The sequence below is a fragment of the Desulfofundulus thermosubterraneus DSM 16057 genome (assembly GCF_900142025.1).
Classification (GTDB): domain Bacteria; phylum Bacillota; class Desulfotomaculia; order Desulfotomaculales; family Desulfovirgulaceae; genus Desulfofundulus; species Desulfofundulus thermosubterraneus.
The window spans coordinates 32,956-56,586 of sequence record NZ_FQZM01000019.1 but is presented as its reverse complement, the minus strand read 5'-3'; the positions used below and the strand labels follow the sequence as shown (position 1 = coordinate 56,586).

The 23,631-nt window shown below is 54.8% G+C and carries 24 protein-coding genes and 1 riboswitch; of the genes, 1 reads left to right on the top strand and 23 read right to left on the bottom strand.

Annotation, left to right across the window (positions count from 1 at the left end; genetic code table 11):
• Positions 1–109: 109 nt before the first annotated feature.
• From BUA65_RS08670 to BUA65_RS08555, 22 genes are all read right to left on the bottom strand, one after another.
• A complete protein-coding gene (locus tag BUA65_RS08670) occupies positions 110–1,669 on the bottom strand; it encodes a methyl-accepting chemotaxis protein (RefSeq protein WP_072868927.1) in 1,560 nt (519 codons plus the stop codon).
• A gap of 519 nt (positions 1,670–2,188) precedes the next feature.
• Positions 2,189–2,281, bottom strand: a riboswitch (cyclic di-GMP riboswitch).
• A 984-nt stretch (positions 2,282–3,265) separates the two neighbouring features.
• Complete coding sequence (locus BUA65_RS08655) at positions 3,266–3,619, bottom strand: 4Fe-4S dicluster domain-containing protein (protein WP_072868921.1); 354 nt, start codon at positions 3,617–3,619, stop codon at positions 3,266–3,268.
• Between the two features lie 22 nt (positions 3,620–3,641).
• On the bottom strand, positions 3,642–5,969 hold the full coding sequence (locus BUA65_RS08650; RefSeq protein WP_072868920.1) for an FAD-dependent oxidoreductase: 2,328 nt from the start codon (positions 5,967–5,969) through the stop codon (positions 3,642–3,644).
• A 60-nt stretch (positions 5,970–6,029) separates the two neighbouring features.
• Positions 6,030–6,353, bottom strand: a complete 324-nt coding sequence (locus BUA65_RS08645) for a 4Fe-4S binding protein (protein WP_013823024.1) — start codon at positions 6,351–6,353, stop codon at positions 6,030–6,032.
• 23 nt (positions 6,354–6,376) lie between these two features.
• Entirely contained in the window at positions 6,377–8,134 is a 1,758-nt protein-coding gene (locus BUA65_RS08640) for an adenylyl-sulfate reductase subunit alpha (RefSeq protein WP_072868918.1), read from the bottom strand.
• A 73-nt stretch (positions 8,135–8,207) separates the two neighbouring features.
• On the bottom strand, positions 8,208–9,716 hold the full coding sequence (locus BUA65_RS08635; RefSeq protein WP_084062197.1) for an SLC13 family permease: 1,509 nt from the start codon (positions 9,714–9,716) through the stop codon (positions 8,208–8,210).
• Between the two features lie 272 nt (positions 9,717–9,988).
• Positions 9,989–10,651, bottom strand: coding sequence for a Crp/Fnr family transcriptional regulator (locus BUA65_RS08630; protein ID WP_072868916.1), 663 nt, complete (start codon positions 10,649–10,651; stop codon positions 9,989–9,991).
• A 225-nt stretch (positions 10,652–10,876) separates the two neighbouring features.
• Entirely contained in the window at positions 10,877–11,446 is a 570-nt protein-coding gene (locus BUA65_RS08625) for a SpoIIIAH-like family protein (RefSeq protein WP_084062195.1), read from the bottom strand.
• On the bottom strand, positions 11,446–12,084 hold the full coding sequence (locus BUA65_RS08620; protein WP_084062194.1) for a SpoIIIAG-related protein: 639 nt from the start codon (positions 12,082–12,084) through the stop codon (positions 11,446–11,448). The genes BUA65_RS08625 and BUA65_RS08620 overlap by 1 nt, the downstream gene beginning before the upstream one ends.
• Before the next feature lie 34 nt (positions 12,085–12,118).
• Positions 12,119–12,778 carry a stage III sporulation protein AF gene (gene spoIIIAF, locus BUA65_RS08615; RefSeq protein WP_072868914.1) on the bottom strand — a complete coding sequence of 220 codons (660 nt, stop codon included), beginning with the start codon at positions 12,776–12,778 and terminating at the stop codon, positions 12,119–12,121.
• A 13-nt stretch (positions 12,779–12,791) separates the two neighbouring features.
• Positions 12,792–13,973: a stage III sporulation protein AE gene (spoIIIAE, locus tag BUA65_RS08610; protein WP_072868912.1), complete on the bottom strand. Its 1,182-nt coding sequence runs from the start codon at positions 13,971–13,973 to the stop codon at positions 12,792–12,794.
• An 11-nt stretch (positions 13,974–13,984) separates the two neighbouring features.
• The gene (spoIIIAD, locus tag BUA65_RS08605) at positions 13,985–14,371 is read right to left on the bottom strand and encodes a stage III sporulation protein AD (RefSeq protein ID WP_072868911.1); all 387 of its coding nucleotides are present in this window, start codon (positions 14,369–14,371) and stop codon (positions 13,985–13,987) included.
• Positions 14,372–14,384: 13 nt separating this feature from the next.
• Positions 14,385–14,588, bottom strand: a complete 204-nt coding sequence (spoIIIAC, locus tag BUA65_RS08600; protein ID WP_072868909.1) for a stage III sporulation protein AC — start codon at positions 14,586–14,588, stop codon at positions 14,385–14,387.
• Between the two features lie 16 nt (positions 14,589–14,604).
• Entirely contained in the window at positions 14,605–15,123 is a 519-nt protein-coding gene (spoIIIAB, locus tag BUA65_RS08595; protein WP_072868907.1) for a stage III sporulation protein SpoIIIAB, read from the bottom strand.
• A complete protein-coding gene (gene spoIIIAA / locus BUA65_RS08590; protein WP_072868905.1) occupies positions 15,123–16,133 on the bottom strand; it encodes a stage III sporulation protein AA in 1,011 nt (336 codons plus the stop codon). The genes spoIIIAB and spoIIIAA overlap by 1 nt, the downstream gene beginning before the upstream one ends.
• A gap of 116 nt (positions 16,134–16,249) precedes the next feature.
• Positions 16,250–17,929: an FAD-dependent oxidoreductase gene (locus BUA65_RS08585; RefSeq protein WP_072868896.1), complete on the bottom strand. Its 1,680-nt coding sequence runs from the start codon at positions 17,927–17,929 to the stop codon at positions 16,250–16,252.
• Positions 17,930–18,058: 129 nt separating this feature from the next.
• Entirely contained in the window at positions 18,059–18,505 is a 447-nt protein-coding gene (locus BUA65_RS08580) for a CD1247 N-terminal domain-containing protein (protein ID WP_072868894.1), read from the bottom strand.
• A gap of 107 nt (positions 18,506–18,612) precedes the next feature.
• A complete protein-coding gene (gene efp / locus BUA65_RS08575; protein ID WP_072868893.1) occupies positions 18,613–19,170 on the bottom strand; it encodes an elongation factor P in 558 nt (185 codons plus the stop codon).
• Positions 19,171–19,228: 58 nt separating this feature from the next.
• Positions 19,229–20,314 (bottom strand): M24 family metallopeptidase, encoded by a 1,086-nt coding sequence (locus tag BUA65_RS08570; RefSeq protein WP_072868891.1) that lies wholly within the window; start codon positions 20,312–20,314, stop codon positions 19,229–19,231.
• A complete protein-coding gene (gene aroQ, locus BUA65_RS08565; RefSeq protein WP_072868962.1) occupies positions 20,298–20,753 on the bottom strand; it encodes a type II 3-dehydroquinate dehydratase in 456 nt (151 codons plus the stop codon). The genes BUA65_RS08570 and aroQ overlap by 17 nt, the downstream gene beginning before the upstream one ends.
• Before the next feature lie 75 nt (positions 20,754–20,828).
• Positions 20,829–22,193, bottom strand: coding sequence for a TldD/PmbA family protein (locus BUA65_RS08560; protein WP_072868889.1), 1,365 nt, complete (start codon positions 22,191–22,193; stop codon positions 20,829–20,831).
• Positions 22,194–22,266: 73 nt separating this feature from the next.
• Positions 22,267–22,479 carry a hypothetical protein gene (locus tag BUA65_RS08555; protein WP_072868887.1) on the bottom strand — a complete coding sequence of 71 codons (213 nt, stop codon included), beginning with the start codon at positions 22,477–22,479 and terminating at the stop codon, positions 22,267–22,269.
• 165 nt (positions 22,480–22,644) lie between these two features.
• Between BUA65_RS08555 and BUA65_RS08550 the strand changes: the two genes are divergently transcribed.
• Positions 22,645–22,923 carry a DUF3243 domain-containing protein gene (locus BUA65_RS08550; RefSeq protein ID WP_013823042.1) on the top strand — a complete coding sequence of 93 codons (279 nt, stop codon included), beginning with the start codon at positions 22,645–22,647 and terminating at the stop codon, positions 22,921–22,923.
• 65 nt (positions 22,924–22,988) lie between these two features.
• On the opposite strand, the gene BUA65_RS08545 is transcribed toward BUA65_RS08550, so the two are convergent.
• A complete protein-coding gene (locus BUA65_RS08545) occupies positions 22,989–23,630 on the bottom strand; it encodes a Uma2 family endonuclease (RefSeq protein WP_072868885.1) in 642 nt (213 codons plus the stop codon).
• Between the last annotated feature and the right edge of the window lies 1 nt (position 23,631).

Here is a 23,631-nt window from a genome sequence, read left to right as displayed (position 1 = left end):
ATGAGGCGGGCTGAACCGGATTCTGAATCGTGTACCGGCAGTGAAAAGAAAAAGCCCCGCCGGCGCGGGGACGGGGAGCTCGATAAGTTAATAAGTTAAGTGCCTGGCACTACACGCGAAAGCGTGCGGCTAACCTGTCCAGTTCGCCAGCCAGCGCGGTAAGCTCTTCGGTAGAGGCAGAGACTTCCTCCATTGCCGACGTCTGCTCTTCTGTTGTCCCGGCAACGTTCTGCACGCCAGCCGACATTTCTTCCGCAGCAGCGGCCACCTCCTGGACCTGCCGCGCAACATCCTCGATGGCAAGGTTGATGGCCTTGATATTGGCCCCAACCTCGTTGATCACCTTGCTTCCCTCCGTGACCTCCACCGCCCCGGTGGCCATGACTTCGACCGCCTTCCTGGACTCGTCCTGGACCGTAGCGATCAGCTCGTAGATCTCTTTGGCGGCGTTGGCGGACTGCTCGGCCAGCTTGCGAACTTCCTCGGCGACGACAGCGAAGCCGCGGCCCTGTTCCCCGGCGCGGGCCGCTTCGATGGCGGCGTTCAGGGCCAGCAGGTTCGTCTGGTCGGCGATCTGGGTGATCAGGTCCACAATCTGGGTGATCTGGCCCGCGGTCTGGTTCAGAGCATTAATGGCGGAAGAAACGTTGGCTGCTGACTGCTCAATGACCTTCATCTGCCCGATAACCCGCTCGATCCCCCTGGCACCTTCAGCGGCCTGGGCCGCTACCTGTTCCGCCGACGCTGAAACCATTTGCGCATTTTCGGTTACCTGTTCGACGGTCGAAGCCATTTCGCTCATGGTGGCGGCCGTTTCGTTCGCCCCGGCGGCGGTCTGTTCGGCCTGGGCGGCGAGCTGGGAGGCCGAGTCGGCCACCTGCTTGGACGTTTGGATTACCTGGCCGATGATCTCGCGCAGGTTTGTACGCATGCGGTTGAAAGCCCCGGCCAAACGGGCAATCTCGTCCCGGGTACGTACCACCAGTTCCTCGCCTGTGAGGTCGCCTTCAGCGATACGATCCGCTTCCCGGACGGTAGCCAGGATCGGACGGGTGATCATGCGCGTTATAAAAACTGCCATGAGGAGCCCGGCGGCCAGGGCAAAAACGCTGATAATGACGACCCGGGAACGGCCACGGGCGGCATTGACCTGCATGTTATCCACGACGTCCCCGGTCTTTTGTTCATTTTCCATAATCAGTTCGGCCAAAATCTTTTCAGCGTCGTTGGCATACGAAGCGAAGCTTTGTGCTGCGGCAACTGCTTCCTGGAACTTGCCTTCCTTGGCCAGAGGAATTGCACTGCTGGTAAGCTGACGGTCGTATTCAGTAACCTTGGCGAGCACTTCCTCCAGTTTGGGTCGGGCCTGGGCAGAACAGTTATTGAGTCGTTTCTCCAGCAGGGTCTGCGTGTTCTCGATATCCTTTTTGTATTCGTTTAAGTATTTTTCGTCACCATAAAGTAGGTAAGCCCGCAGGTCTCTTGATGCTTCCTTGTAGGCGTCGACAATCTGATAGTCAAGACTGAGGCGTACCACCCGCTGATCGACATAGGCGGCATCCGAGATCGTATTCCCCATTATTAGCAACGACTGGATTGCCACGGCAGCCATGAAAAGAAGCAACAATACAAAACCGCCGCCGATTTTCATCCCAATGGATATTCTCATTTCAAGATCCTCCTAGCATCAGGTTCAACAACGGTCAGATTGGTAACAAACCACATTCTTTTCTAAAAGCAGGACAACTCCACGGCTGTCTCTGGTAACCATGACCGTCGTAACGTTCATGATGATAAAGCACCATGCGGCTGAAAAACACCCGGGCAACATGTGCTATTGAGTCCATAGAGCCACGTCAGGGAAAGAGAAGCTGAAAATACAATCTTTATTATGGGGAAGCAAAGAAGAGACAGGGGGAGATCAAAAGGAGGGGAACGTAAGAGGAGAACTAAGTTGGTTGATACACCATTTGCATAATATGCTATATTATGACATTGTTTACAGAATCCCCCCCCCCCCCCCCCGAACATATGTTACATAACACCTGGTCCGTCCGGTCATTAAAAAATCCCCCTACAAAGAAATTTTTCATGATAAAAATTTTAAATGAAAAATTTCGTTCACTCAATCAAACCTTCAAACAAAAAACCACAGGGAGATACCGACTACCCTGCGGCTACCCTTCTCCCTTGCAACCCAGCCGTCATGGTTTCTTCAATGAGAAACTTTAGACCTGTAGCTTTGCGTCCCCGGCTTTCGCCGGGTTTGCCCGCCGGGATTTAATATTGTCTACATTTTTGACCATTGTTTTTATTAAATCATCGTAATTTACCCCCTGTCAAGGAGAATTATGTCATATTTTGTTTTTTAATTTTATAGGGTTGCAGGGCGCATCGAGTAGGAGAGGGTGGCTAGCCCCCGTCCTCTCACACCGCCGGACATGCGGGTCCGCATCCGGCAGTTCACCAAGCTTGACGGAGACTTTGATAGCGTTCGGTTAAGCTCTGGCCCCCGCGAGGTGCCGCCCCGCCTTGTGCCGGAGAAGGACTCGGCCCTCCCGCGATCCCCTGTGGCTTCACCACTACCTCCCGCGGGCAGAGCCATTCGGTGATCGTGCCGTTGGTCAGGGTGCTCCCGGTAACCAGCAAAAGCGTCCACCAGAACTACTGAAGGGACTTAGTGATGCTGTTCCATTTCTTCAAGGGCTATTTCCAGATTCGTAATCATCACATCCACCTCCCACGGATTGACTTTGCCAATATTCAAGGCGTCAAAGATATGGATAATATCATATCTATGACGTTATCCAGGAAGTCCGGTCACACAACCCCAGCGCGCTTCTTCCCGCCCCTGAATGCGTGCAATAAAACGGCATTCACTGCAGGTATATATGACCTTTCCCGCATTTCCGGTAATATAATTCTGTGGAGTCCCTGGCAGCCAATCCAAAGGTAACCAGGGTTGTGTTTGCCATTCCTGCGAATAAGGCCGCCTGCCAACACGATTTTCACCTCTAGGGCTCACCAGGGAATATGCCTTTGGCTAGGCTACCGAAATGGAGCTCATTTTTACCGGCACCCGGCAAAAAGAAAGCCCCCGCTCGCAGCCCTCCCTCCCTGCCGGCTGCAGGAGCTAGTAATCCTCTTTACAGGCAAAACCTCCCCGTGAAAGGGGAGGCAAAAATTTAAAAATTATACGGGAAGGGTCGCCCCGGTATTGCAGGCTGATGGATGCCCTGTGCTTTGTCAGGGTTTTATGACTTATCTAGCTACATAGCAATCGCAATAAATGTTCAGGAAAGGTGGCCCGGGGATGTCTTGCTGCCAGGCGCCGCAGCCGCACCACTGCCGTAGCTACATCCAGTTCCTGGGGGCAACACCGGCTGCACCGCCGGCAGCCGATACACGACCAGAGAAAACGGGAAGTTAGTACTTCGTCCAGCCGGCCGAGTTGCAATAGACGCAGCACGCGGGCAGGCGACAGGTCCCGGATACGGGCAAGGCAGGCTCCACCACACCGTCCGCAGTTGGCGCAACTGCGGGCAATATGAAGAGTAACCGGATCAAGTCGTTCCAGATCCTGGAGAGTTATTTCCCTGAAGGGACGATCCTCATGCATGGGGATAACCTCCGGCATAAATTCATTCTTTAAAAGGATTGGGACCTAATTCTTGAAGCTGCTTTACAAATCTTTTTATTGCTGCCACCAGGCTCTGTCCGTCCTCAATACCGGCAGTGAGCACCTGCACCCGCTCGGGTTCCACCAGCATGCGCTGCAAGGTTTCCCGCAAGTTGTTGACCCGGGATTCGGCCAGGGATGTACCCCGCCCGTAATGGCACTCCGTAGTACGGCAACCTACTACCAGTACACCGTCTATCCCGCTGAGCAGCGCATCATTGATCCAGCCTGCATTCACCGCTCCAGCACAGGGAACCCTGACCGTCAGTATATTAGCCCCATAGCTGTTCCCCCGGGTGCCGGCCAGATCCAGCGCCGGGTAAGCATCGTTGGCACATAAGAAAGCCAGTACGCAAGGTTGCTCATCCATGCTACCCGTGTCCACCGCTTCTATAAGTCCGGCCATCTCCCGGGAACTGAATCCCGGCAGGTAAATACATCTCAGGGGACATCCCCCTTGACAGATACCACAACCACGGCAGGCCGGAGGATTTACCGCCGGATAACCGTCTGTATCAAAGCTGCAGGCACCGTAGGGACATTCCTCTACACAGCGCCCGCACCGGTCGCACTTGTGCCGCTCCACTACCGGTGGAACTACCACAGACTGGTTCTGGATAGTAGCCAGACATTCCGCTGCCGCAGCCAGGGCGCTTTTGACGCTTGTACTCACATCCATCGGTTCCTGAGCACAACCGGCCACATAAATGCCCGCGCGTCGCACCTCCATGGGCGAACAGGGCAGGTGACCGGTGATAAAGCCGGTTGTGTCCTTTTCCAGGCGTTCAAAAGCCGGGACGGCACAGGGTACCATACCGGTGGCCAGTACCACCAGTTCGGCCCGTACCGCTATCCGTGAACCACTTAAGGTATCATCAGCCGTGACGACAAGTTCTTCTGCCACAGGGTCCCATTCCACTGCATAGGGGTTACCCCGGATAAAAACTGCACCGTGTTCTTCCCGTGCCCGGCGGTACAGTTCTTCCAGGTTGCCCGGAGTACGGATGTCCATGTAAAAGACAAAAATGCCGGCTCCCGGCGCCACCGCCCGTACGTAATCAATTTGTTTTAATGTGGCCGCACAGCATACACCGGAACAATAAGCAAGGTGCTGTTTATCACGGCTGCCGGCACACTGGATAAAGGCCACCCGCCTTACGGGCTTTTTATCGTGAGAACGGATTAACTGGCCACCGGTTGGTCCGTCCGGGCGGGCCAGAACCTCCAGGTCCATGCTGGTAATTACTCCAGGCAAACGCCCGTAGCCGTAATTGTTAATCCGTCCGGCATCGTAAGGTTCCCAACCCGCAGCCAGAATGATCGCGTCCACACCAATGCTCAGCCTGTCTTCCTCCTGGTCCAGGTCAATGGCCCCGGCCGGACAGACTTCCACACACCGGCTGCAGGATTTACCACGACAAAACACACGGTTGACGGCATAGTTAAGAGGATAGGGAAATAACCCCGGGCCTTCAATGGCCCGCTGCCTGCCCGGTGGCAATGCTGCGGAGGGTGCTACCTCCACCGGGCAAACCTCAAGGCAGGCACCGCACCCAGTGCAGGCATCCTTGACGTAACGGGGTTGTTTTAAAAGTTCCACCGTAAAGTTACCGGCGGTACCACGCACACCGGTTACCTCGGTCAAGGTGTGCACCGTTACCCTTCCCGTAGCCAGCAAACGCGCCATCAGTACCTCCAACCCACACCGGGGTGAGCAAAAGCGCGGGTAATAGCGGTGCAACCGGGCCACCTTGCCTCCCAGGAAAGGGGATTTTTCTACCAGCGTTACGTTAACCCCGGCCCGGGCCAGATTCTCTGCTGCGGTTAGTCCGGCAATACCTCCTCCGACTACCAGTACAGACCGGGAAGTTGAAGAACTAACCGGTTCAAAGGATTCTGCCGGGCTCAACCGCCCCACGGCCATTTTTAGCAAATTACGGGCCTTTGCCATCGCCAGCGCCGGCTGGTCCCGGTGGGCCCTGGTGCACTGTTCCCTGAGGTTACAGCGTTCCAGGAAGTGTTCGTTCAAGCCTACCTGCCGTGCAAGACGAAGAAAGGTATCCCGGTGTACGGCTGGTGAGCATGCTCCAACCACTACCCGGTCTACACGCCCCTGACGCACATCCTCAGCAATTATTTCCAGGCCGTCAGCGCTACATAACCCAGGATAATGGATGCTGGCAGCAACCCCGCGCCATTTACCTGCCTGCTGGGATAATTTCTCCAGGTCAAGAATTTTACCAATTTCACCGTAACAATGACACAGGTAGACACCGATTTTTGGCGGCACTGTGTTCCCCCCCCCCTGAAAACACCGGGGGCCGGCAACGGGCCGCCGGCCCCTTAATTCTTAGTCATTCCTGTTTTTAAAGGTGAAGCGTTCTACCTTACCGTGAATATCCACAACAGTCCAGCTGATTTTATTGCTTCCAACCAGCGGAATAAGCTTGGCCGGATAATAACCCAACTGGTAAGGTAGACGGGTTTCAATGGCTCCATTGGGGCAGGCTTTCACGCAGGACATACAATCCCAGCAGTCCCGTGCCGAACGGCAATATGCCTTTCCATTATTTTCATCCAGAGCCATCAAATCCCCAGGGCATATTTGTACACAAAGGGCTTCGCTTTCAGCACGGCAACCGTCACATTTTTGGAGATTAACCTTTGGCGGCACCAGTAATCAACCTCCTGTCGGAATTATGGCCGGTAACGATCTCCAGGGATTATCTGTTCATATGGCCTGGTAAATACTTCTATCTCGCCGGTTTGCGGGTTACGCCGGGAGTTGACAAAGCAATCGAAACGGGTATCATCCCGCTCGGGGAAGTCCACCCTGTTCTGCCAGCCCGGCCAGCGGGTTTCCTCACGGAACAACAGGTGATGTACCAGCACTTCCGCTACATCCAGCCGGTCAATTATTTCATGAGCTTCCATTAGCTCGTGTAAATCGTGGGCTACAAGATACCTGGTTTGATCCTTCAAAATAGCCAGGTGTTTCAGCGCATATTCCAGTCTTTCCCGGTTCATCCGGTAAAACTGGTGCACACCACCTGCATATTCGTCCATAAGCCGCTGAAGGCGTTCCTCCATTTCCCGCGGGATAACACCATCCCCTTCCCGAACCTGCCTGATGGCCGGTGCATAAACCCGCGCCTTTTCCGCTGCCACAAGAGACTCATCCACCTGACCCCTGTCTGCCAGGGATTCCAGGTATTCGACAGCCCCCCGGGCCGCCAGCATTCCTTCGGCAGCACAACCGCCGACAAACTTGTTCGGTACCCCACCGGCCACATCGCCGCAGGCAAAAAGACCGGGCAGGGTAGTAGCACGCTTAACATCAATCCAGTACCCGCTGGCCGTATGGCCTCCCACGATGTAGGGGTCGCTACCGTAGACCTCAATGGGCTCCCTGGTAATGTCCTGACCGCGGGCAGCCAGGAAGAGTACAAAGCTGGGACGCTCATTCAGATAATCTATTTTCAGGGTCTTGACCTGTTCTGGAGTCATATGACGGGTATCAACATAACAGGGGCCCCTGCCGGCCAGCCATTCTTCCATCGGTGCGTTGGCCCGCACGAAACGAGGAGAAGCATCACCGCCCATGTGAGCATACCGTTCGGCTAAAATTTTCTCCCCTTTGGCGTTAATCATAGGCGCTTTATAACCTACCGAAATGGTGTCAATGGGCCCGTTAAAATCCTTGGTACGCACAGCGCACCAGCGCATCTCGAAGGTGGTCATTTCCGCACCGGCCCGAATACCCATGGCATAACCGGTACCCACGTTAAAGGGGCAATACCAGATCTGGTGGTGGCTATCAACGCCATCGTTGGTATAGGGTTTATATAGCCCGGCTGCTCCTCCGGTGGCCACAATGGTCGCTCCGGCTTTAATAATATAAAACTTGCCGTCCCGGACACCAAACCCCATGGCGCCGATAACGCGGTCACCATCGAGGAGATAATTGGTGGCCACCACCCGGTTTAAAACTTCGCAGCCGTATTCCCGCACCTTCTCGGCCAGGATCACCTTCATCTCTGAACCCTGGATGGCAATATCCCAGCGCCCCCGGGCCAGGTATTCCCCGTTTTCGTCCTTTTTAATGGGCAGGCCCCACTCTTCCCATTCTTCAATGGCCTGATTTAAAAGTTCGGCCATGGTAATGGTCAGGTCTTCCCGCAAGAGACCTCCTGCCTGGGCGCGGCTCCAGCGAACCAGGTTTTCCACGGTTTCGTTTTTCTTAATGTAAGTATTGATGGCATCCATGCCTGAGGCCAGGCAGCCGCTGCGATCGATGTGGGCTTTTTCCATCAGGGTGACCCGCAGATCGGGACGACGGCGCTTGGCCTCAATGGCAGCATAGCAGCCGGCGTTACCGGCACCGATAATCAAAATGTCAGTCTCAAGCCTTACCTCTCCCACCTCTTCGAGTTTCGCAGGCAGTTTTGCAGCCATATTCTAAAACCTCCCCAAATCAATCTTTATTTGATAACTCCTTACAACTAACTGAACTTAAACCCGGGCTTCATCACCTCCATGTGACATACCCGCCCCAAACGGGTAAGCCGTTAACAGCATACCAGGGCATCATAACCAGCACAAAGTAAAGGAGAGTTGCCACCATGATCGGTATTCCTACTCTGGCGTAGGTCTTCGTGTCAAAAGTTCCCGTCCCGTAAGCAATCACACAGGCGGTTACCTGAGTGGGAACAAGGAAGGAGAAGGTGTCAAAATTTCCCACCAGCAAAGTAAAGGCTACCGGGTTTAAGTTAAGTACCCTGGACAGGGATATCAGTATCGGCGCCAGCATGGATACCGCAGCCACATTGCTGAGCATAAATATCCTGACAAATGCGGTGAGCACGATGAAACCGACCACGATAACCAGGAAATGCTGTCCTTTAAAGTACATTCCTGCATACCCGGCAATCCACTCCGAAAGACCCGTAGCACTGATTGCGCTGGCCAAAGATAGTGCTCCGGCCAACAAAAGCCACGTTCCCCAAATGGTTTTGTTCTGTAACGTTTTCCATGGAGTGGGCAGCAACCCGGGTATAAAGAAAATTCCCAGGGCAATTAGGGTGGCCAGGCCTGTCTTTATCTTGTGCTGTGGTTCTGTGATCCAGAGCAGAACCGCAACAGCAAAGATTGCCAGTACAAGCCATTCTATAAAGCTCATTTTACCCATGTTTTTCTTCTCACACTGAATGAAATCAGTTCCGCCGGGCACTGAGATTCCGCCCACATTCAGCTGCTTCCTTATGATCAGAAACATAACAGGGAGCAAGCCTATAACCGGCCAGTGCAACCAGAACCACCTGGCATAATTTAACTGATACCCCAGCTCCTTTTCGAATAGACCGGCCATTATCACGTTAGGCATGTGGGCAGTGAGAAGCAGAATTCCACCAACCATGGGGAAATAACACAGGCCCGTTATAGCCAGTGCTCCCCTGGCCCTCCTGCCTTCAGGGGTTTCTTCAAACAATTCCATGATGCCCTTGACAATGGGCAGGAGTACAGCCGACCTGGAAACCGCCGCCGGGATGATCAAGCTTAAAGCAATATTTACAGCCATTAATCCTTTGATCACCTGGTCAACACGCGGCTTAACCCTGCTCAGTACGGCCAGGGCAATCCTTCTATCGAGACCGGTGCTCTGCATGATGGCGGCAAAAATGAAGGAACCCAGAACCAAAAAGGATACGTCCTGACTAAACCCCCCAAAGGCCTGGGGAATTTTTTTCTGAGCACCAGTTAACACCAAAAGGAGCGGAATGAGCAGTCCCGTCACTCCAACCGGCATTGCTTCGGTAATCCACATAATGACGGCCCAGACGGCTACCGCAGCCGCTGCCAATCCCGCAGGCTTTAACCCCGGCGGAACAGGTAAGGAAAGAATGATGAAAAAGGCGATCCACGCTACCACAAAACCAGGAAAGGCCGTGTTTGGATCCAGTCCTGCCTTTCTGGCATTCTCGACCATAAATCCGGGTACGAACCGTATGTACCACTTCAGATCGCCATTACCCCGCATAAAGTCCCCTCCACTTTTCCAGGTGAAAATTCTTCCTTAATAGCAGTTTGCTCACCATTTTAACCTTTTCTTTTGTCGCAGTACTTTATTTACTTTCTTTTAGTTCATAAAAAGCTTTCACTCCCCCCTTTTTTGCACAGCTTTATTCAGCATATACTTATGGCCAATATAACAGAAACTTTTAAAACGTGCAGTTTCCTAACATACTGAAGATTTGTTATCTTGCTTACAAAAAAAAAAAAAATGAAACCCAGTTGAAACTGGGTTACTCTTTAATCTATCCACTTAAGTAGTTTTGCAGGTCGAATTTTTTTGATTTCACGCCCTTCCACGGTAATGGCCCCTTCTTGTTTAAATGTGTTTAAAAGGGTGGTAACAGTGGGGCGGGAAGTGCCAATCATGCATGCAATTTCCTCATGGGTAAGGCGCAGGTTGATTTCTACCAGTTCCATTTTTCCCGTTGTGTCTGTGCGTTCGGCCAGTTTAAGGAGCAGAAGAGCCAGCCGTCCTGCAACGGGCCAGGAAACAATTTCGTATATGGTGTTCTGGGCTTCCCGGATTCTCTTCCCCAGTATTTGCGCTATTTTTACCGCCAGGGCAGGTTTTGAGGTGAGGAGTTTAAGAAAGTCATCTCGTTTGAACACCAAAATATTTACATCTTCCACGGCCTCGGCAAAACAGATACGCTCCATGCCGCACAAAGCCTCGGCCAGGCCAACAAATTCTCCGGGATGACGTAAAGCCACAGTAACCCGGCGGCCGTCTCCGGCCAGGTAGTAAATTTTAATTAACCCCTTCTGAATGAAATAAACCCTGTCTGCAACTTCCCCAGAGGAAAAAATTAATTGACCCCGGGGATAATCAATGGCCGTACCGTGACCCTTTAACTGCTCTTTTAACTGCCCATCCTCCAATCCTGCTTTTTTAACCTTCATTACCTCTCCTCCACCAGATAAATAATGTCAGGCAATTGACAATCCAACTGCCACCTACCAGACAGCAAAAACACCCTTATTTTTGTCATAATGTTTACAGTCCTGATGAAACTTTTCCCGGTGAAAGATAGCAGTTTGCTTATTATTTACATTGTAGCATTTTTCGTGTTTTGTGTATCAGGAAATTTTTAAGGGAGCACCACTTACGGTTGCTCCCTTTCTTTACTACGGCCTGGGAATAATCACCACATCCTGCTCCGCTACCCCCGTTCCCCGGGACACCAGTTCGGCAATGCGGGTGGCCTCCTCGGGGGAGATGCGGGCCGCCTGGACTACCACGGTGGCACCCCGGTCGTCTAATGATACGGCGGCGTCCTTGAAGCCCTTGGCCCGGAGCAGATTTTCCACTTCAACTTCCCGGGCCATGCTCTGGCTGATGGCCAGCAGCCGCTCCTGGGCGGTCCTGCGGGTTTCGGCCGCGGCCTGGGGGTTGTTGATGATTTCCCGCAGCAGTTCCAGCTGCTGGCCCCTGGTGCGCTCCCGGTCCAGGCGATACTCCACAAAAAAGGCCGCTCCATCCCGGGACACATCCTGAACCTGCCGGGGCGACTCCGGCACAGTTCCCGCTGCTGTCCCCTGGGCGGCAGGCATATTATTTGCTGACACCGGTGCACCGTCATCCTGCCGTTTCATCTGCCCGGGAGCACCCTGCCAGCCCAGAACAAGCAATGTTAATCCCAGCAAACCCAGCAAGAAGGCCAGAAGGATCCTTTTCTGGATCATGATGGTATGCATTAAATCTCTCCCCTTTCCCGCGGTAATACCAGGATTTTTTGTGGTTCAATACCCAGGGCCACCTGCACAGCCTGGAAAAGCCGGGCCTTCACCAGGGGATCCCGGGCTCCATCGGCCACCACCAGCACTCCCGCCACCCGGGCGGCAATTTCCTGTTCCACCACCGGTATTTCCCCCTGGCCGGAACGGATTAAAACCAGCTGGTCGCTACCGGTATCTTCACTGGTTACCCTGGTCCCCCCCGCCTGGTCCTTTTCCTGGGTGGTTTTGCGCCCGGTGGTGGTGTTCACGGCATATTCCTCCCGGCTGGAACTGGCCAGGCGTACCGTTACCTTCACCTTGCCGGCCCCCTCTACTTGTCCAAGCATTTCCCGCAACTTTTCCTCCAGGGCTGCCTCCTGGCGGGCCATATTGGAATCATCCGGTTGTTCGGCCAGGCTTTCCTGGGGGGGATGGTTCCCTTCATTCACCGGCGGTTTTCCTTTTGCCGGAAGGCTTACACTCCCCAAAAGGAGCAGGACTACCCCCAGGGCAACCAGGCCGCCCAGCACTCCGAGCTGGCGCCGCGTCATTTTCGGAGGGAGATCCCCTTCCTCCCGGTTTCCCAGGAATTTCTTCCATGCATCCCAGATAAACACCTTCACCGACCTCCTCAAAAATAGTCGTCAGTCGTCAGTAACTCACCCAGTGCACCTTAACCTGTTCAGGCGAGAGGTTATAGAAATTGGCTACCGTTTTGGCCAGCTGTTGCGCTGCCCTTTCCGCTTCCGACCCTGGTTTCAAACCCGTAACATCATTCCCTGATAGATCCCGGCCGCCCACATCAATGGTTACCGGGTCCACCAAAGGGGCATCCCGCCTGGCCCCCTTTTCCCGGGCATCAGGGGAAGCCGCGGCCAGTAAAAGTAGAACCTTCCGGATTTGTCCGAAACGCCTGTCCCCGGGATCCGTATAAATCTCCACCTGTGCTTTTACCACCTGTACCTCCTTGTTTAAACCTGCCAGGGCGGCGATCTGGCGGGAGAGGCCCTGCCGGTACTCCTCCAGGGCTTTTTGCTGTTGCCCGTCCTTTAAACGCTGCCCGGCCGCCACAATATCCGTCAAATCCGGGACTCCTGGCGGAGTACCGGTTATAGCCGGTTCCGGCAGATCCTGCTGCCATTCCCCCCGCACCACCCCCCCTATAGCCTGCAAAACCACCACGATAATTAGCAGTCCCATAACCATTTTCACATAGCGCCGCATGTCGCCGGCCGGCAGCAACATTTCCAGAAAAACTGCCAGGACTACGATCACAATCAGGTTCTGGACCAGGTTACGGACGAGTTCCACATCATCCCTCCCCCTAACGCAGCATGACGGTAAGGTTGCCCACCCCTACCAGGATGGCAATGGCAAAGAAAAAGAGTAAACCCACCGTGGCCACTGTGGCAAAGATGATGATTATGCTGTTGCCCAGGTCGGAAAGACAGGCCACCACCTGAGAATCACCTACCGGTTGAATCAACGCACCGGCCAGTTTATAAATAAAAGCCAGGGAAATGAGCTTGACCAGCGGCAGGGTCATGATCATCACCACTGCCACCACACCGGCAATACCCAGGGCATTTTTAATCAGCAGGGAAGAACTGATCACTGCCTCCAGGGCATCGGAAAACATTCCTCCCACTACCGGGATAAAGGCGTCCAGGGAAAACTTGGCCGTGCGCAAAACCACTCCATCCCCTACAGCCCCGGCCACCCCCTGGATGGCTAAAAGGCCCAGGAAAACCGTCCCCATTATCCCTAAAAGCCCCACTGCTGCGCCCCGCAACAGGCCGGCCAGGCCGGAAACCTTAAAGCGGGGGGAAAGGTGACTGACCAGTCCCAGCACGGCGGAAAAGAAAACCAGGGGCAACACGATGTTCTTAATCAAGGTTCCAATGAAGGTGATGCTGACCAGAATCACGGGGTGAAAGATGGCCGCCGAAGCCACCCCGCCCAGGGCCACCAGCAGGGTGAGCAGGACGGGCATCAAGGCCTGCATAAAGGTAACCATCTTGTCTACCACTTCCCTGCCCGTTTGCACCGCCAGGGCAAAGGATCCAATGGCAATAGTAACCAGCACCAGGTAGGTGACGGTATGGGTAAGCTGGCCGGTGGTCCCCCGGTCAAAGGCGGCGGTAAAATTTTGTAGCACCACGCATATTATGGCCAGGACGACCAGTTTGCCCAGGAGGGCGGAATTGGCCACCACCTCGCGAAACAAGTAGGAAAGGAGGCTCTTAAAGATTTCCCCGGGGCTCAAGTTAATTTCTCCACGGATTAATTTCATGACCATTTCTTTAAAGTTAAACCCGGGAACGGCTTCTTTAATTTCCGCGTCCAGGGTGTTTATGTAATCCTCCACCCCGCTGATGTCCAGGGCCTTTTGCACGTGCTGGGGGGAAGAAGCAGGTTCGGATAAATCCCCTGGTAAAGCCCGGGCGGCGGCGGGAAAGAAGAGCAATGCCATGCAGAACACGCAAAACCAGAAATGGCGGAGCATCCCCTATCACCTCAGGGTACCAGTTTTAACAGGGACTGGAGCACGGCGATCATTATGGGCACTGCCAGGACAAGGATGAGAACCTTGGCCGCAAACTCAATTTTGGAGGCCACTGCTCCCTCACCGGCATCCCGGCAGATCTGGGCGCCAAAATCGGCAATGTAGGCTATGGCCACAATTTTGAGGATTGTCCCCAGGTAAACCATATTTAAATTGGCCCGGGCGGAAAGCTCCTTGAGCACGTCAATTACTGCGCCAATCTTGCCCAGGACCATCATGAAGAGAATGATTCCTACGGCAATGCTTAAAAGCATGGCCATTTCCGGTTTGTTGTGCCGGATGGTTACCGCCAGTACCGCCGCCACTATCCCCAGCCCGACGATCTGCATGATCTCCACCAGTGCCACCCCTTTAAAACAACTTGAACACCGACCTTACCTGGTCAAAGAAACCGCCCAGAAGCTGCACTACCCAGATAAGCACAATGCCCAGACCGCCCAGGGTAGCAATAACGGCATAATCCTCCTTTCCGGAATTTTTCAGGACGTAATGGGCAACCCCGACGAGAATTCCAATGCCGATAATCTTAAAAATTAAACTGATATCGTAGCTCATATGGCTCCCCCCTTTTTCAATAGAATATCAGAACCAGGGCCAACCCGCTGAGAAAGCCCAGGTAGTTCCAGAGCTTGACATAGCGGGAGGCTTCTTCTTCAGCCCGCACCATTTCCACGCCCAGTTGCTCCATGGCCAAGTGCAGGTGTTTGCTCTGGTCCTGTACGCTGGAAATACCCAGGGCCGGACCCAGATGCCGGAGAACGGCCAGATCGGAAGGCACCAGGGCGCTGGTGGGATAAAAGGCTTTCAGGGCACTCTCCCAGGCCTCCCGCGCTGTACGGCCCGAGGGGGATAGGAGCTCTTCTCTGGCACGGTTAAACAGCAAAGCCACCCGCGGGCCCGCCCGCTCCGCCACCCGGCCCAGGGCTTCGGGCAGGGGAGTGGCGGTATAGGTGATCTCTGTTTCCAGCATCTTTAAAGCTGCCTGTAAACTGCGCAGGTCCCGCGGCCGCCGGGCATAATGCCCGGCCATGGTCATCCCTGCTCCGCCACCGGCCAGGAGGATCAGGGCACATCCAAGGATCTTCAGCATCACCTCACCCCCAGGGAACGCATGGTCTGACCATCCAGGATATCTTCCACCGTACCCACACCGCGGGAACGACCCAAAAGGACAAAGCGCTGGATTACTTTAAGCTTGAAGAGATGCTGCAGGGCCGGCCGGGCAGCCAGTTCGGCCAGGGAAGCACCATGGACGGTAACCAGTACGCGCACTCCGGCATGGAACACCTCTTCCAGGGCGGCGATATCCTCGTCTCTCCCGATCTCGTCGGTGGCAATCACCTGGGGAGCCATGGAACGCAGCAACATGATCATACCCTCGGCCTTGGGGCAACCGTCCAGAACATCAGTACGCACCCCCACGTCCCGCTGCGGCACCCCCCGGTAGCAGCCGGCAAGCTCGGAACGCTCGTCAACCACCCCTACGGTCAGGCCGGGCAGGTCCAGCTCCGGCGCACCGTTGCTGAGCTGGCGGATGATATCCCGCAGCAGGGTGGTCTTCCCGCAGCGGGGTGGGGAAAAGATCAGCGTGTGATAAATGCTTTTCAGCCGGCGGTCAATGAGGTGCGGCAGGAGGGGGGTGGCCAGCCCCGGCACTTCCCGGGAAATACGGATGTTCAGGGAACTGATGTACTTTAAGGTTTTCACCCGCCCCCCTTCCATGACCGCCCGCCCGGTCAGGCCGACCCGGTGCCCGCCGGGAAGGGTGATGTACCCGTTGCGCAATTCCTCTTCCAGGGCATAAAGGGATGAACCGGTAACGAGCTGGAGGGTACGTTCCAGGTCGCCGGCGCTGACCCGGTAGGCCTGTTCCGGGCTGCTCACCAGGTTTCCCTCCGGGCTGAGGAAGGCATCCTTGTGAACCAGTCCCAGGGCCAGGGGCCGCTCCTGGCGCAGGCGAATTTCCTCCAGCCGTTCCAGGACTTCCAGGGGCAGCCCGGCAATCAGGTTGCGCAGCTGAACCGGTAGCACCGGCAACACTTCTTCCACGGGATGGCTTTTGGTGGATTTGACCGGTCGAAGCAGGGGGGTAGCGGCCATGGTTTGTCCCTCCTTCTCTAGTCCATAGATATTTGAAAGGACAAGTTTTTATACCCCAAAAAATTGTCAAAAAAAGAACCCTCCACTTTATGTGAAGGGTCCAAAAAATCCAGGTTTTATTCCAGCTCGTAGGGCCAGCCCTGCAGGCCACCTTCCAGAAATTTTACGTCTTTGAAGCCGGCTCCGGTTAAAGTGCGCATGGCTTCATAGGCCCGCACGCCCAGGGCGCAAAGGGTAACGATTTCCTTGTCCCGGGGAATTTCGTCAATGCGGCGGCGCAGGTCGCCCAGGGTCACCAGCATCACCCGGTCGTCTTCAATGTGCCGGTAGTTGAACTGTTCCGGGGTGCGCACATCCAGCAGGATAAAATCGTCACCCCGGTCCAGCTTTTCCTTGAGCTCTCGGGCGGTGATGGTCCGGGCCAGGCCGTCCAGCTTGTTGCGTACAATGTTGGCCGTGTGGTGGCTGGCATCGATGGGGGTGCTGAAGGGCGGGGCATAACCCAGGTCCACATCAAACAGGTCGTCTACCGTAGCCCCGAAGTGCAAAGCCGTAGCCACCACGTCAATGCGTTTAATGGCGTCACCGCCACCAATGGCCTGGGCGCCCAATAGTTTGCAGCTCTTTTTATCCACCACCAGTTTAATGAGCAGGTTGTCGTGACCGGGGTAGTAGTGGGTGCGGTCATGGGTGGCGTTGATGGCAGTAATCACATCGTAACCCAGATCCCGGGCCTGCTGCTCGCCCAGTCCGGTACGGCCCACGTTCCAGCCCAAAACCTTCAGCACTGACGTACCCAGCACCCCCTTGAATTTGCTCTTCCGGCCGGCCACGTTATCCCCCGCCACCCGGCCCTGGCGGTTGGCCGTGGAAGCCAGGGGAATATACACCTTGCGTCCGGAAACCAGGTGCAGGTTTTCCACGCAGTCTCCCACGGCGTAGATGTCCGGGTCGCTGGTCTGGAGGTATTCGTTTACCGCAATGGCTCCCGTCTCGCCAATGGTGAGGCCGGCGGCCCGGGCCAGCTCCACATTGGGCCTTACTCCCACGGCCACTATAACCATCTGGGCATCCAGGGTACCGCCGTCGGTCACCACTCTGGTGACATGGCCCTCTTCATCACCCTCCAGGCGCAAGACCTTCTTGCCCAGGTGGAATTCCACGCCTTCCTCTTCCAGGCGATAGGCCAGTACCGCCGCCAGGTCGGGATCGAGCACCCCGGGCAAAATCTGCTCTTTGAGTTCCACCACCGAAACAAAGATCTTCCGCTTGAGCAGGGCCTCCATTGCCTCCATACCAATCAGGCCCGCCCCCACAATTACCGCTTCACTGACCCCTTCCAGCTGCTCCACAATCTGCCGGGCGTCATCGGGATGGTTGAGCCGGTGGACGCCTTTGAGTTCCAGGCCGGGTATGGGGGGAACCACCGGGCTGGACCCGGTGGCCAGCACCAGCTTGTCATAGGGGATGGTGCTGGTTTCGCCGGTATCCAGGTTCGTCACCATGACTTCTTTTTTCTGCCGGTCAATGGCTTTGGCCTCGGTACGGGTGAGCACTTTCACCCCTTTTTCGTTCATAAAATAGTGCTCGTCCCTGATTACGCCATACGATGTAGCGAATAACTGGTTAAAGTCCTTGACCTGACCGCCGACATAAAAGGGCATACCGCATCCGGCATAAGAAATAAGGCGGCCCCGTTCGATAATGGTGATCTCAGCATCCGGCATGAGCCTCCGGGCACGCGCCGCCACCTTGGGGCCCGCCGCCACACCACCGATAATTACAATTCTGCTCATGGTGTTAACCGCCTCCCTTGAAATCTCTGGCCTATTGTAAACCTGCCCCTGGCCGGAAGTCAAGGGGGATTGTCATATCGTACATCCGGTCCCTTCAAAATTAAAAAAGGTTTCGGTATCACCGAAACCTCAGAGGTCATCTTCGTGCTCCGCCTCTGCACGCCCTTCCAGCAACTCGGGCTCATCGGCAGAGGCGTAAGTATCGTCATTAACGAAGACTACCTCATCGCAATTGGGACAGGTGACCTCAATCACATCTTCGTCATCGACAATATCCCGGTCAAAACAAACGATTTCACCGCAGCGCGGGCATTCCACTTCCATGTAATCGTCATCATCCATGCCCGGGCGGTCGTCGTAAATCTCGTCTTCCAGGGAGTAAAGGTCCTCGTCAATACTTTCCAGGTAATCCTCCAGCTGTTCCTGGGCCTCCTGCAGTTCGTTAAAGGAACTGGCAAAGTCGCCGAGAACGTCGATGATGCTTGAAAGCAACCGGCCCTCCTTACTTTCCTTTTCAAGGTCCATACCTGCGGAAAGACCCTGCAGGTAAGCCACCCTGGATTTCAGGTCCTCCATTTCAAAACCCCCTTTGGTTTGATGAGTACCCAACTGGACTGTTATAGTATTGCTCTTTTCCGGGGGTTTTAAACATATATTTCCTGGGGAACGGTTTTGCTGAACATTTACGCCCGTTTGATATATTGACCGGTACGGGTGTCGATTTGCAAAACATCCCCTACTTCGATAAAGAAGGGAACCTGGACGACATAACCGGTTTCGAGGGTGGCCGGCTTGGAGCCTCCGGAGGCGGTGTCTCCCTTGATGCCCGGGGGCGTATCCACCACTTTCAGCTCCACAAAGTTGGGTAAATCCACGCCAATTGACTTACCCTGGAACATGAGGAGGTTGATGGTCATATTTTCTTTCAAGAAGTTGATTGCATCGCCCAGCTGTTCCTTGGTCAGAGAAAACTGGTCAAAGGTTTCCATATCCATAAAGTTGTAACTGGTTCCGTCATTGTAAAGATACTGGACTTCCCGCCGCTCCACGTGGGCCCGGGGTATTTTTTCGCCGGCGTTGAAGGTCTTTTCAATTACCGCCCCGGTACGCAGGTTTTTGAGCTTTGACCGGACGAATGCCGCTCCTTTCCCCGGTTTGACGTGCTGGAAGTCAATCACCTGGTACACTTCCCCGTCCAGGTCAATGGTTAATCCGGTTCGGAAGTCGTTGGTGGAAATCACCTTTAGCTAAACCTCCTTTAAAATATTCATTAAACGGAAACACGGTTTTGCTGAATAATTACACGGGAACAACGGGCAGAGGGTCCTTTGGGGCACGGGTGAGGATACGGCACCCCTGTTCCTCCACCACCACCATGTCCTCAATCCGTACGCCGCCCCATCCCGGAAGGTAAATGCCCGGTTCCACGGTGATGACCATGCCCGGCTGAAGCACAGTTTCATTCTTTTTAGAAACGGAAGGATCCTCGTGTACCGCCAGGCCCACGCCATGGCCGGTGCTGTGGCCGAAGTTTTCCCCGTAACCGGCAGAGGCAATCACTTCCCGGGCAGCCCGGTCAACCTCACAGGCCTTCACACCGGCCCGCACGGCCGCCAGAGCGGCCCGCTGGGCGGCCAGCACCAGGTCGTAGATTTCTTTCTGGCGTGGATGGGGCGAACCCACCACCACCACCGTGCGGGTGAGATCGGAATTGTAGCCCTCGTACAGGCAGCCGAAATCCATGGTGACCAGATCACCCTCGCGAATGACCCGGTGGGAAGCCACACCATGGGGCAAAGCTCCCCGTGGGCCGGAAGCTACAATAGTATCAAAGGCGCTTTTACGGGCACCCAGGCGGCGCATAAAACATTCCAGTTCCACGGCCACATCCCATTCGGTAACCCCGGGTTTCAGGTAGTCAAGGATATGCTCAAAAGCCCGGTCGGCCAGAGCCACCGCCCGGGACAGAAGTTCAATTTCCCCGGGGTCCTTGACCTGCCTTAATTCCTCGACCAGACCGTAGAGGGGGGTGACCTGGATGTTTTCCAGCTTCTCCTGCAGGGTGACTACCTGCTTATAAGTAAGGAAATCTCCTTCACAACCCAGCCGGCTGACCCCCCACCGGGGCAGTTTTTCAGCCAGTGCATCATAAAGGGATTCCTTGAACCCCACCACCTGACAAAGGGGGCATTGTTCCCGCGCCTGCTCAAAATAACGGAAATCGGCCATAAAATAAACCTGCCGGGGAGTAACCATCAGGGCACCGGCGGAACCGGTAAAGCCACTTAAGTAAAACCGGTTTTCCGGGCGCATCACCAAAAAGGCGTCCACATTCTCTTGAGCAAGCCTGGCCAGCAGACGTTCAATCCTACCCTGCACGTCCATGCCCCCTGCTTCGTGCCAGCTCCACCGCAGCCCTGAGGGCCAACCGGTAACCGAGCACACCCAGGCCGCTAATTTGACCGGCGGCTACCGGGGCAATTACTGAATGGTGGCGGAATTCTTCCCGAGCATAGATATTGGAAAGATGCACTTCGATTACCGGCAAACCAATGGCGGCCACCGCATCCCTTAAGGCGATGCTGTAATGGGTATAGGCGCCGGGGTTAAAAACCACCGCATCCTCTTTACCCACTGCCTGGTGGAGCCTGTCCACCAGTTCGCCTTCGTGGTTGGACTGGTAAAAGGTTACCTCCACCCCCAGTTCCCCGGCCAGCTGTTCAAGGGAAGCATTGATCTCATCCAGGGTAAGGGCGCCGTAAACCCGGGGTTCCCGGCGCCCTAATAAATTTAGATTGGGACCATTTAGAACCAGTATTTTCACCCGGAGCACCGTCCTGCCAGAAGAGGATCGCAAAAAAAATTTTACCATAACCCAGAACAATTGCAAAGCCCGTTGTTAGTGGCCGCTGATGGACATTCCGGCCACCCTGATGGCCGGTGCCCCCCGCCCCCCAAAAAAGGTCAGATTATTGGCCACGCCATCCACCTGCTTGAGTAAATCAAGAAGATTACCGGCTATGGCTACGCCCCGTACAGGACGGGTAAGCTGCCCGTTTTCAATTAAAATCCCCGCCGCGCCTACGGAAAAATCGCCGGAAATGGGGTTGGCCGTGTGCATCCCCAATACTTCGGTTACATACAGTCCCTGTTGCGTGTCGCGGATGAGGTCCTCTGGGGAAATGGTTCCCGGCTGGATGAAAAAATTGGTCGTCCCCACTTCCGGGGGGCTTTTAAAGGAGCCGCGCACCCCGTTGCCGGTGGATTTGACGCCGTCTCTGGCGGCAGTGTAAGTATTATGTAGAAAGCCGCACAAAATTCCGCCTTCAATCAAGACCGTACGGCCTGTGGGCACGCCTTCGCCGTCAAAAGGAGCGGAAGCAATACCCCCGGCCAGGGCGCCGTCGTCAATGATGTTCACCAGCGGGGAGGCCACCTCCTGCCCCACCTTACCGGCAAAAGGCGACCGGTTCTTCTGCACCGCTTCGGCAGTAAGCCCGGGACCCAGAAGGCCCAAAAAGCCCGTGACCACGTAGGGCTCCAGGATTACCGCCGCCCGCCGGGTGGTCACCGGTTTGGCCCCGAGCATGCGTACGGCGCGCTCTGCGGCTTCCTGCCCTACTTTAACGGGATTCAACTGATCATACTGCAGGCGGTAATCCATGGCAAAGCCCGTCTGGCTGTCGTTGTTTTCTTCAGCCACCAGCGACATATAAAGGCCACAGTAAGCGCTCCGGTAATTGGCCTTAATGCCCCGGCTGTTGACCAGGGTCACTTCTATTTCAGCATCATGGTAAGCGGCACTTTCAATAATTTTTACCCGGCGATCAAAATCCCGGGCCGCCCTTTCCATGGCCCGGGCCAGCTCGATTTTTTCTTCCACGGTAGCCTTCCGGATGGCCGGGTCATAGAGGTCCAGTTCGGGGTAGGCGGAAGCGGGTTCAGGCAGCACCCGGTAAGGATCCGGGTCCGCGCTGGCGGCATTGCTAACCGCCTGGCGAACAGCATCCTCGACCGCCGTTTTAGTAAGATCGGTAGTAAAGGCAAATCCGGCACTGTTGCCGACCATCACCCGCAGGCCCAGACCACGGTCCTGCGCCAGTTTCATGGTTTCTACCTGCCCGTCCCGTACTTCAACGACCAGTTCCTTGCCGGCATTCAGGTAGGCTTCAACCTGGCCGGCCCCCAGGCTGGCGGCCCGCTGCAGGGCATACCGGGCAATCTCCATAAAGTCGGCCAACGCAAATCCCACTCCTTTCCACATTAACAATAAGTATTATTCAATAGACGTTAACCTATTCCTTTAGAGCGAAGCAAAAAAAACTGCCTGCCGGCAGCTAGTGTAAATAAAGACTGGTGGTAAGGGCAAATATACCTTTTAATGATACCGGGGCAAGTTCTTGTACTGAAGCTTCCACTATGGTGGTAGGGTCCAGCATGGCCAGAATGGCCACCCGTTCTCCGGTGCTCTGTTTGGTGTAAAAACCCAGAATACAAAACTGCATATCTTCCCCACATACCTTGCGGGTTACAATATCACCAATTTTCATGCAGCCTACCCCCTGGATAAGGCCTAAAATAAGCTTACTCCCTTTTCTTTTGTTACCATATGCCGCTGTTTACAGAGGTGTGTATTCCTTTTCTTGAATAAGACGGTGGAAAGAGGAACAAAATAGAAATAAGCCCTGCCAGTAATCAGGAAAGGAGTGTTAAAATTGGATATTCGCCAGGTTAGCACGGACTGGGATAACTGGAAACGTTTTCTCGGCCAGGCGGTGGAATTTGCGGAAGAACTGGGCATTTCCCGGGAACGCATTGTAAATCTGGCACAGCAGGCCGGTCAGGTGCTGGCCGATCACGTACCCCCGGCCAATCCGGAACAAAAGGTGCTCAAGGAGCTGTGGCAGGTGGCCGACCAGCAGGAAAAACAGGTCATCGCCAACCTGATGACCAGGCTGGTTTCGGAGCGACCGGGAAATTATACCGCGTTTTAAGAACAATTCAAGCGGAAAGATAAGACATTAAAAGGCGGGGTCCGGCAGTGGACCCTGCCTTTTGTTTAAATTAAACCCAATTCTTTTAAACAGTCAATAGCTGAAGGAAGGGGGTCCTGCCACAGCCAGCTCACCTGCAGCCAGAAGCCGGGGATGGCTTCCGAACAATAGATCCCCTTTTCGTCCGGATGAATTGTGCGATAGCGCCCTTCTTCAGCCAGCCTGTAAAATTCCGCCTGCCGCCTGTCCGGGTCGATAAGCCAGTATTCTTTAACGCCTGCAGCCTCATATTCCACATACTTTTCCCCCCGGTCCCGGGCCAGGCTTTCCGGAGAGGTTATTTCCACAATCAGATCGGGGGAACCGTCCATATATGTTTCCTTTAGCAGATGTAGCTTTTCGTTGCTTACGTAAAGAATATCCGGCTCCCGGCCCCGGCGCAGGCTTTCTGGCAGACGCACCAAAAAGGGGGCAGACAATACTTCACCGAGGCTATGCTTACTGACAAATACCTCCAGCAAGAACAAGAGAAATTTATATATCCTCTGATGTTTTCTGGCTGCCGGCGTCAATACAACGACCTCCCCATCCACCCACTCCGCCCAGGTATCTTCATCGCACCAGGCCAAAAACTCCTCAAAGGTGATTTTGCCTTCCGGCAGTGGCCTGGTTTCATAAACCGCTGCCGTTTCTTTAAGGCGGCTCATT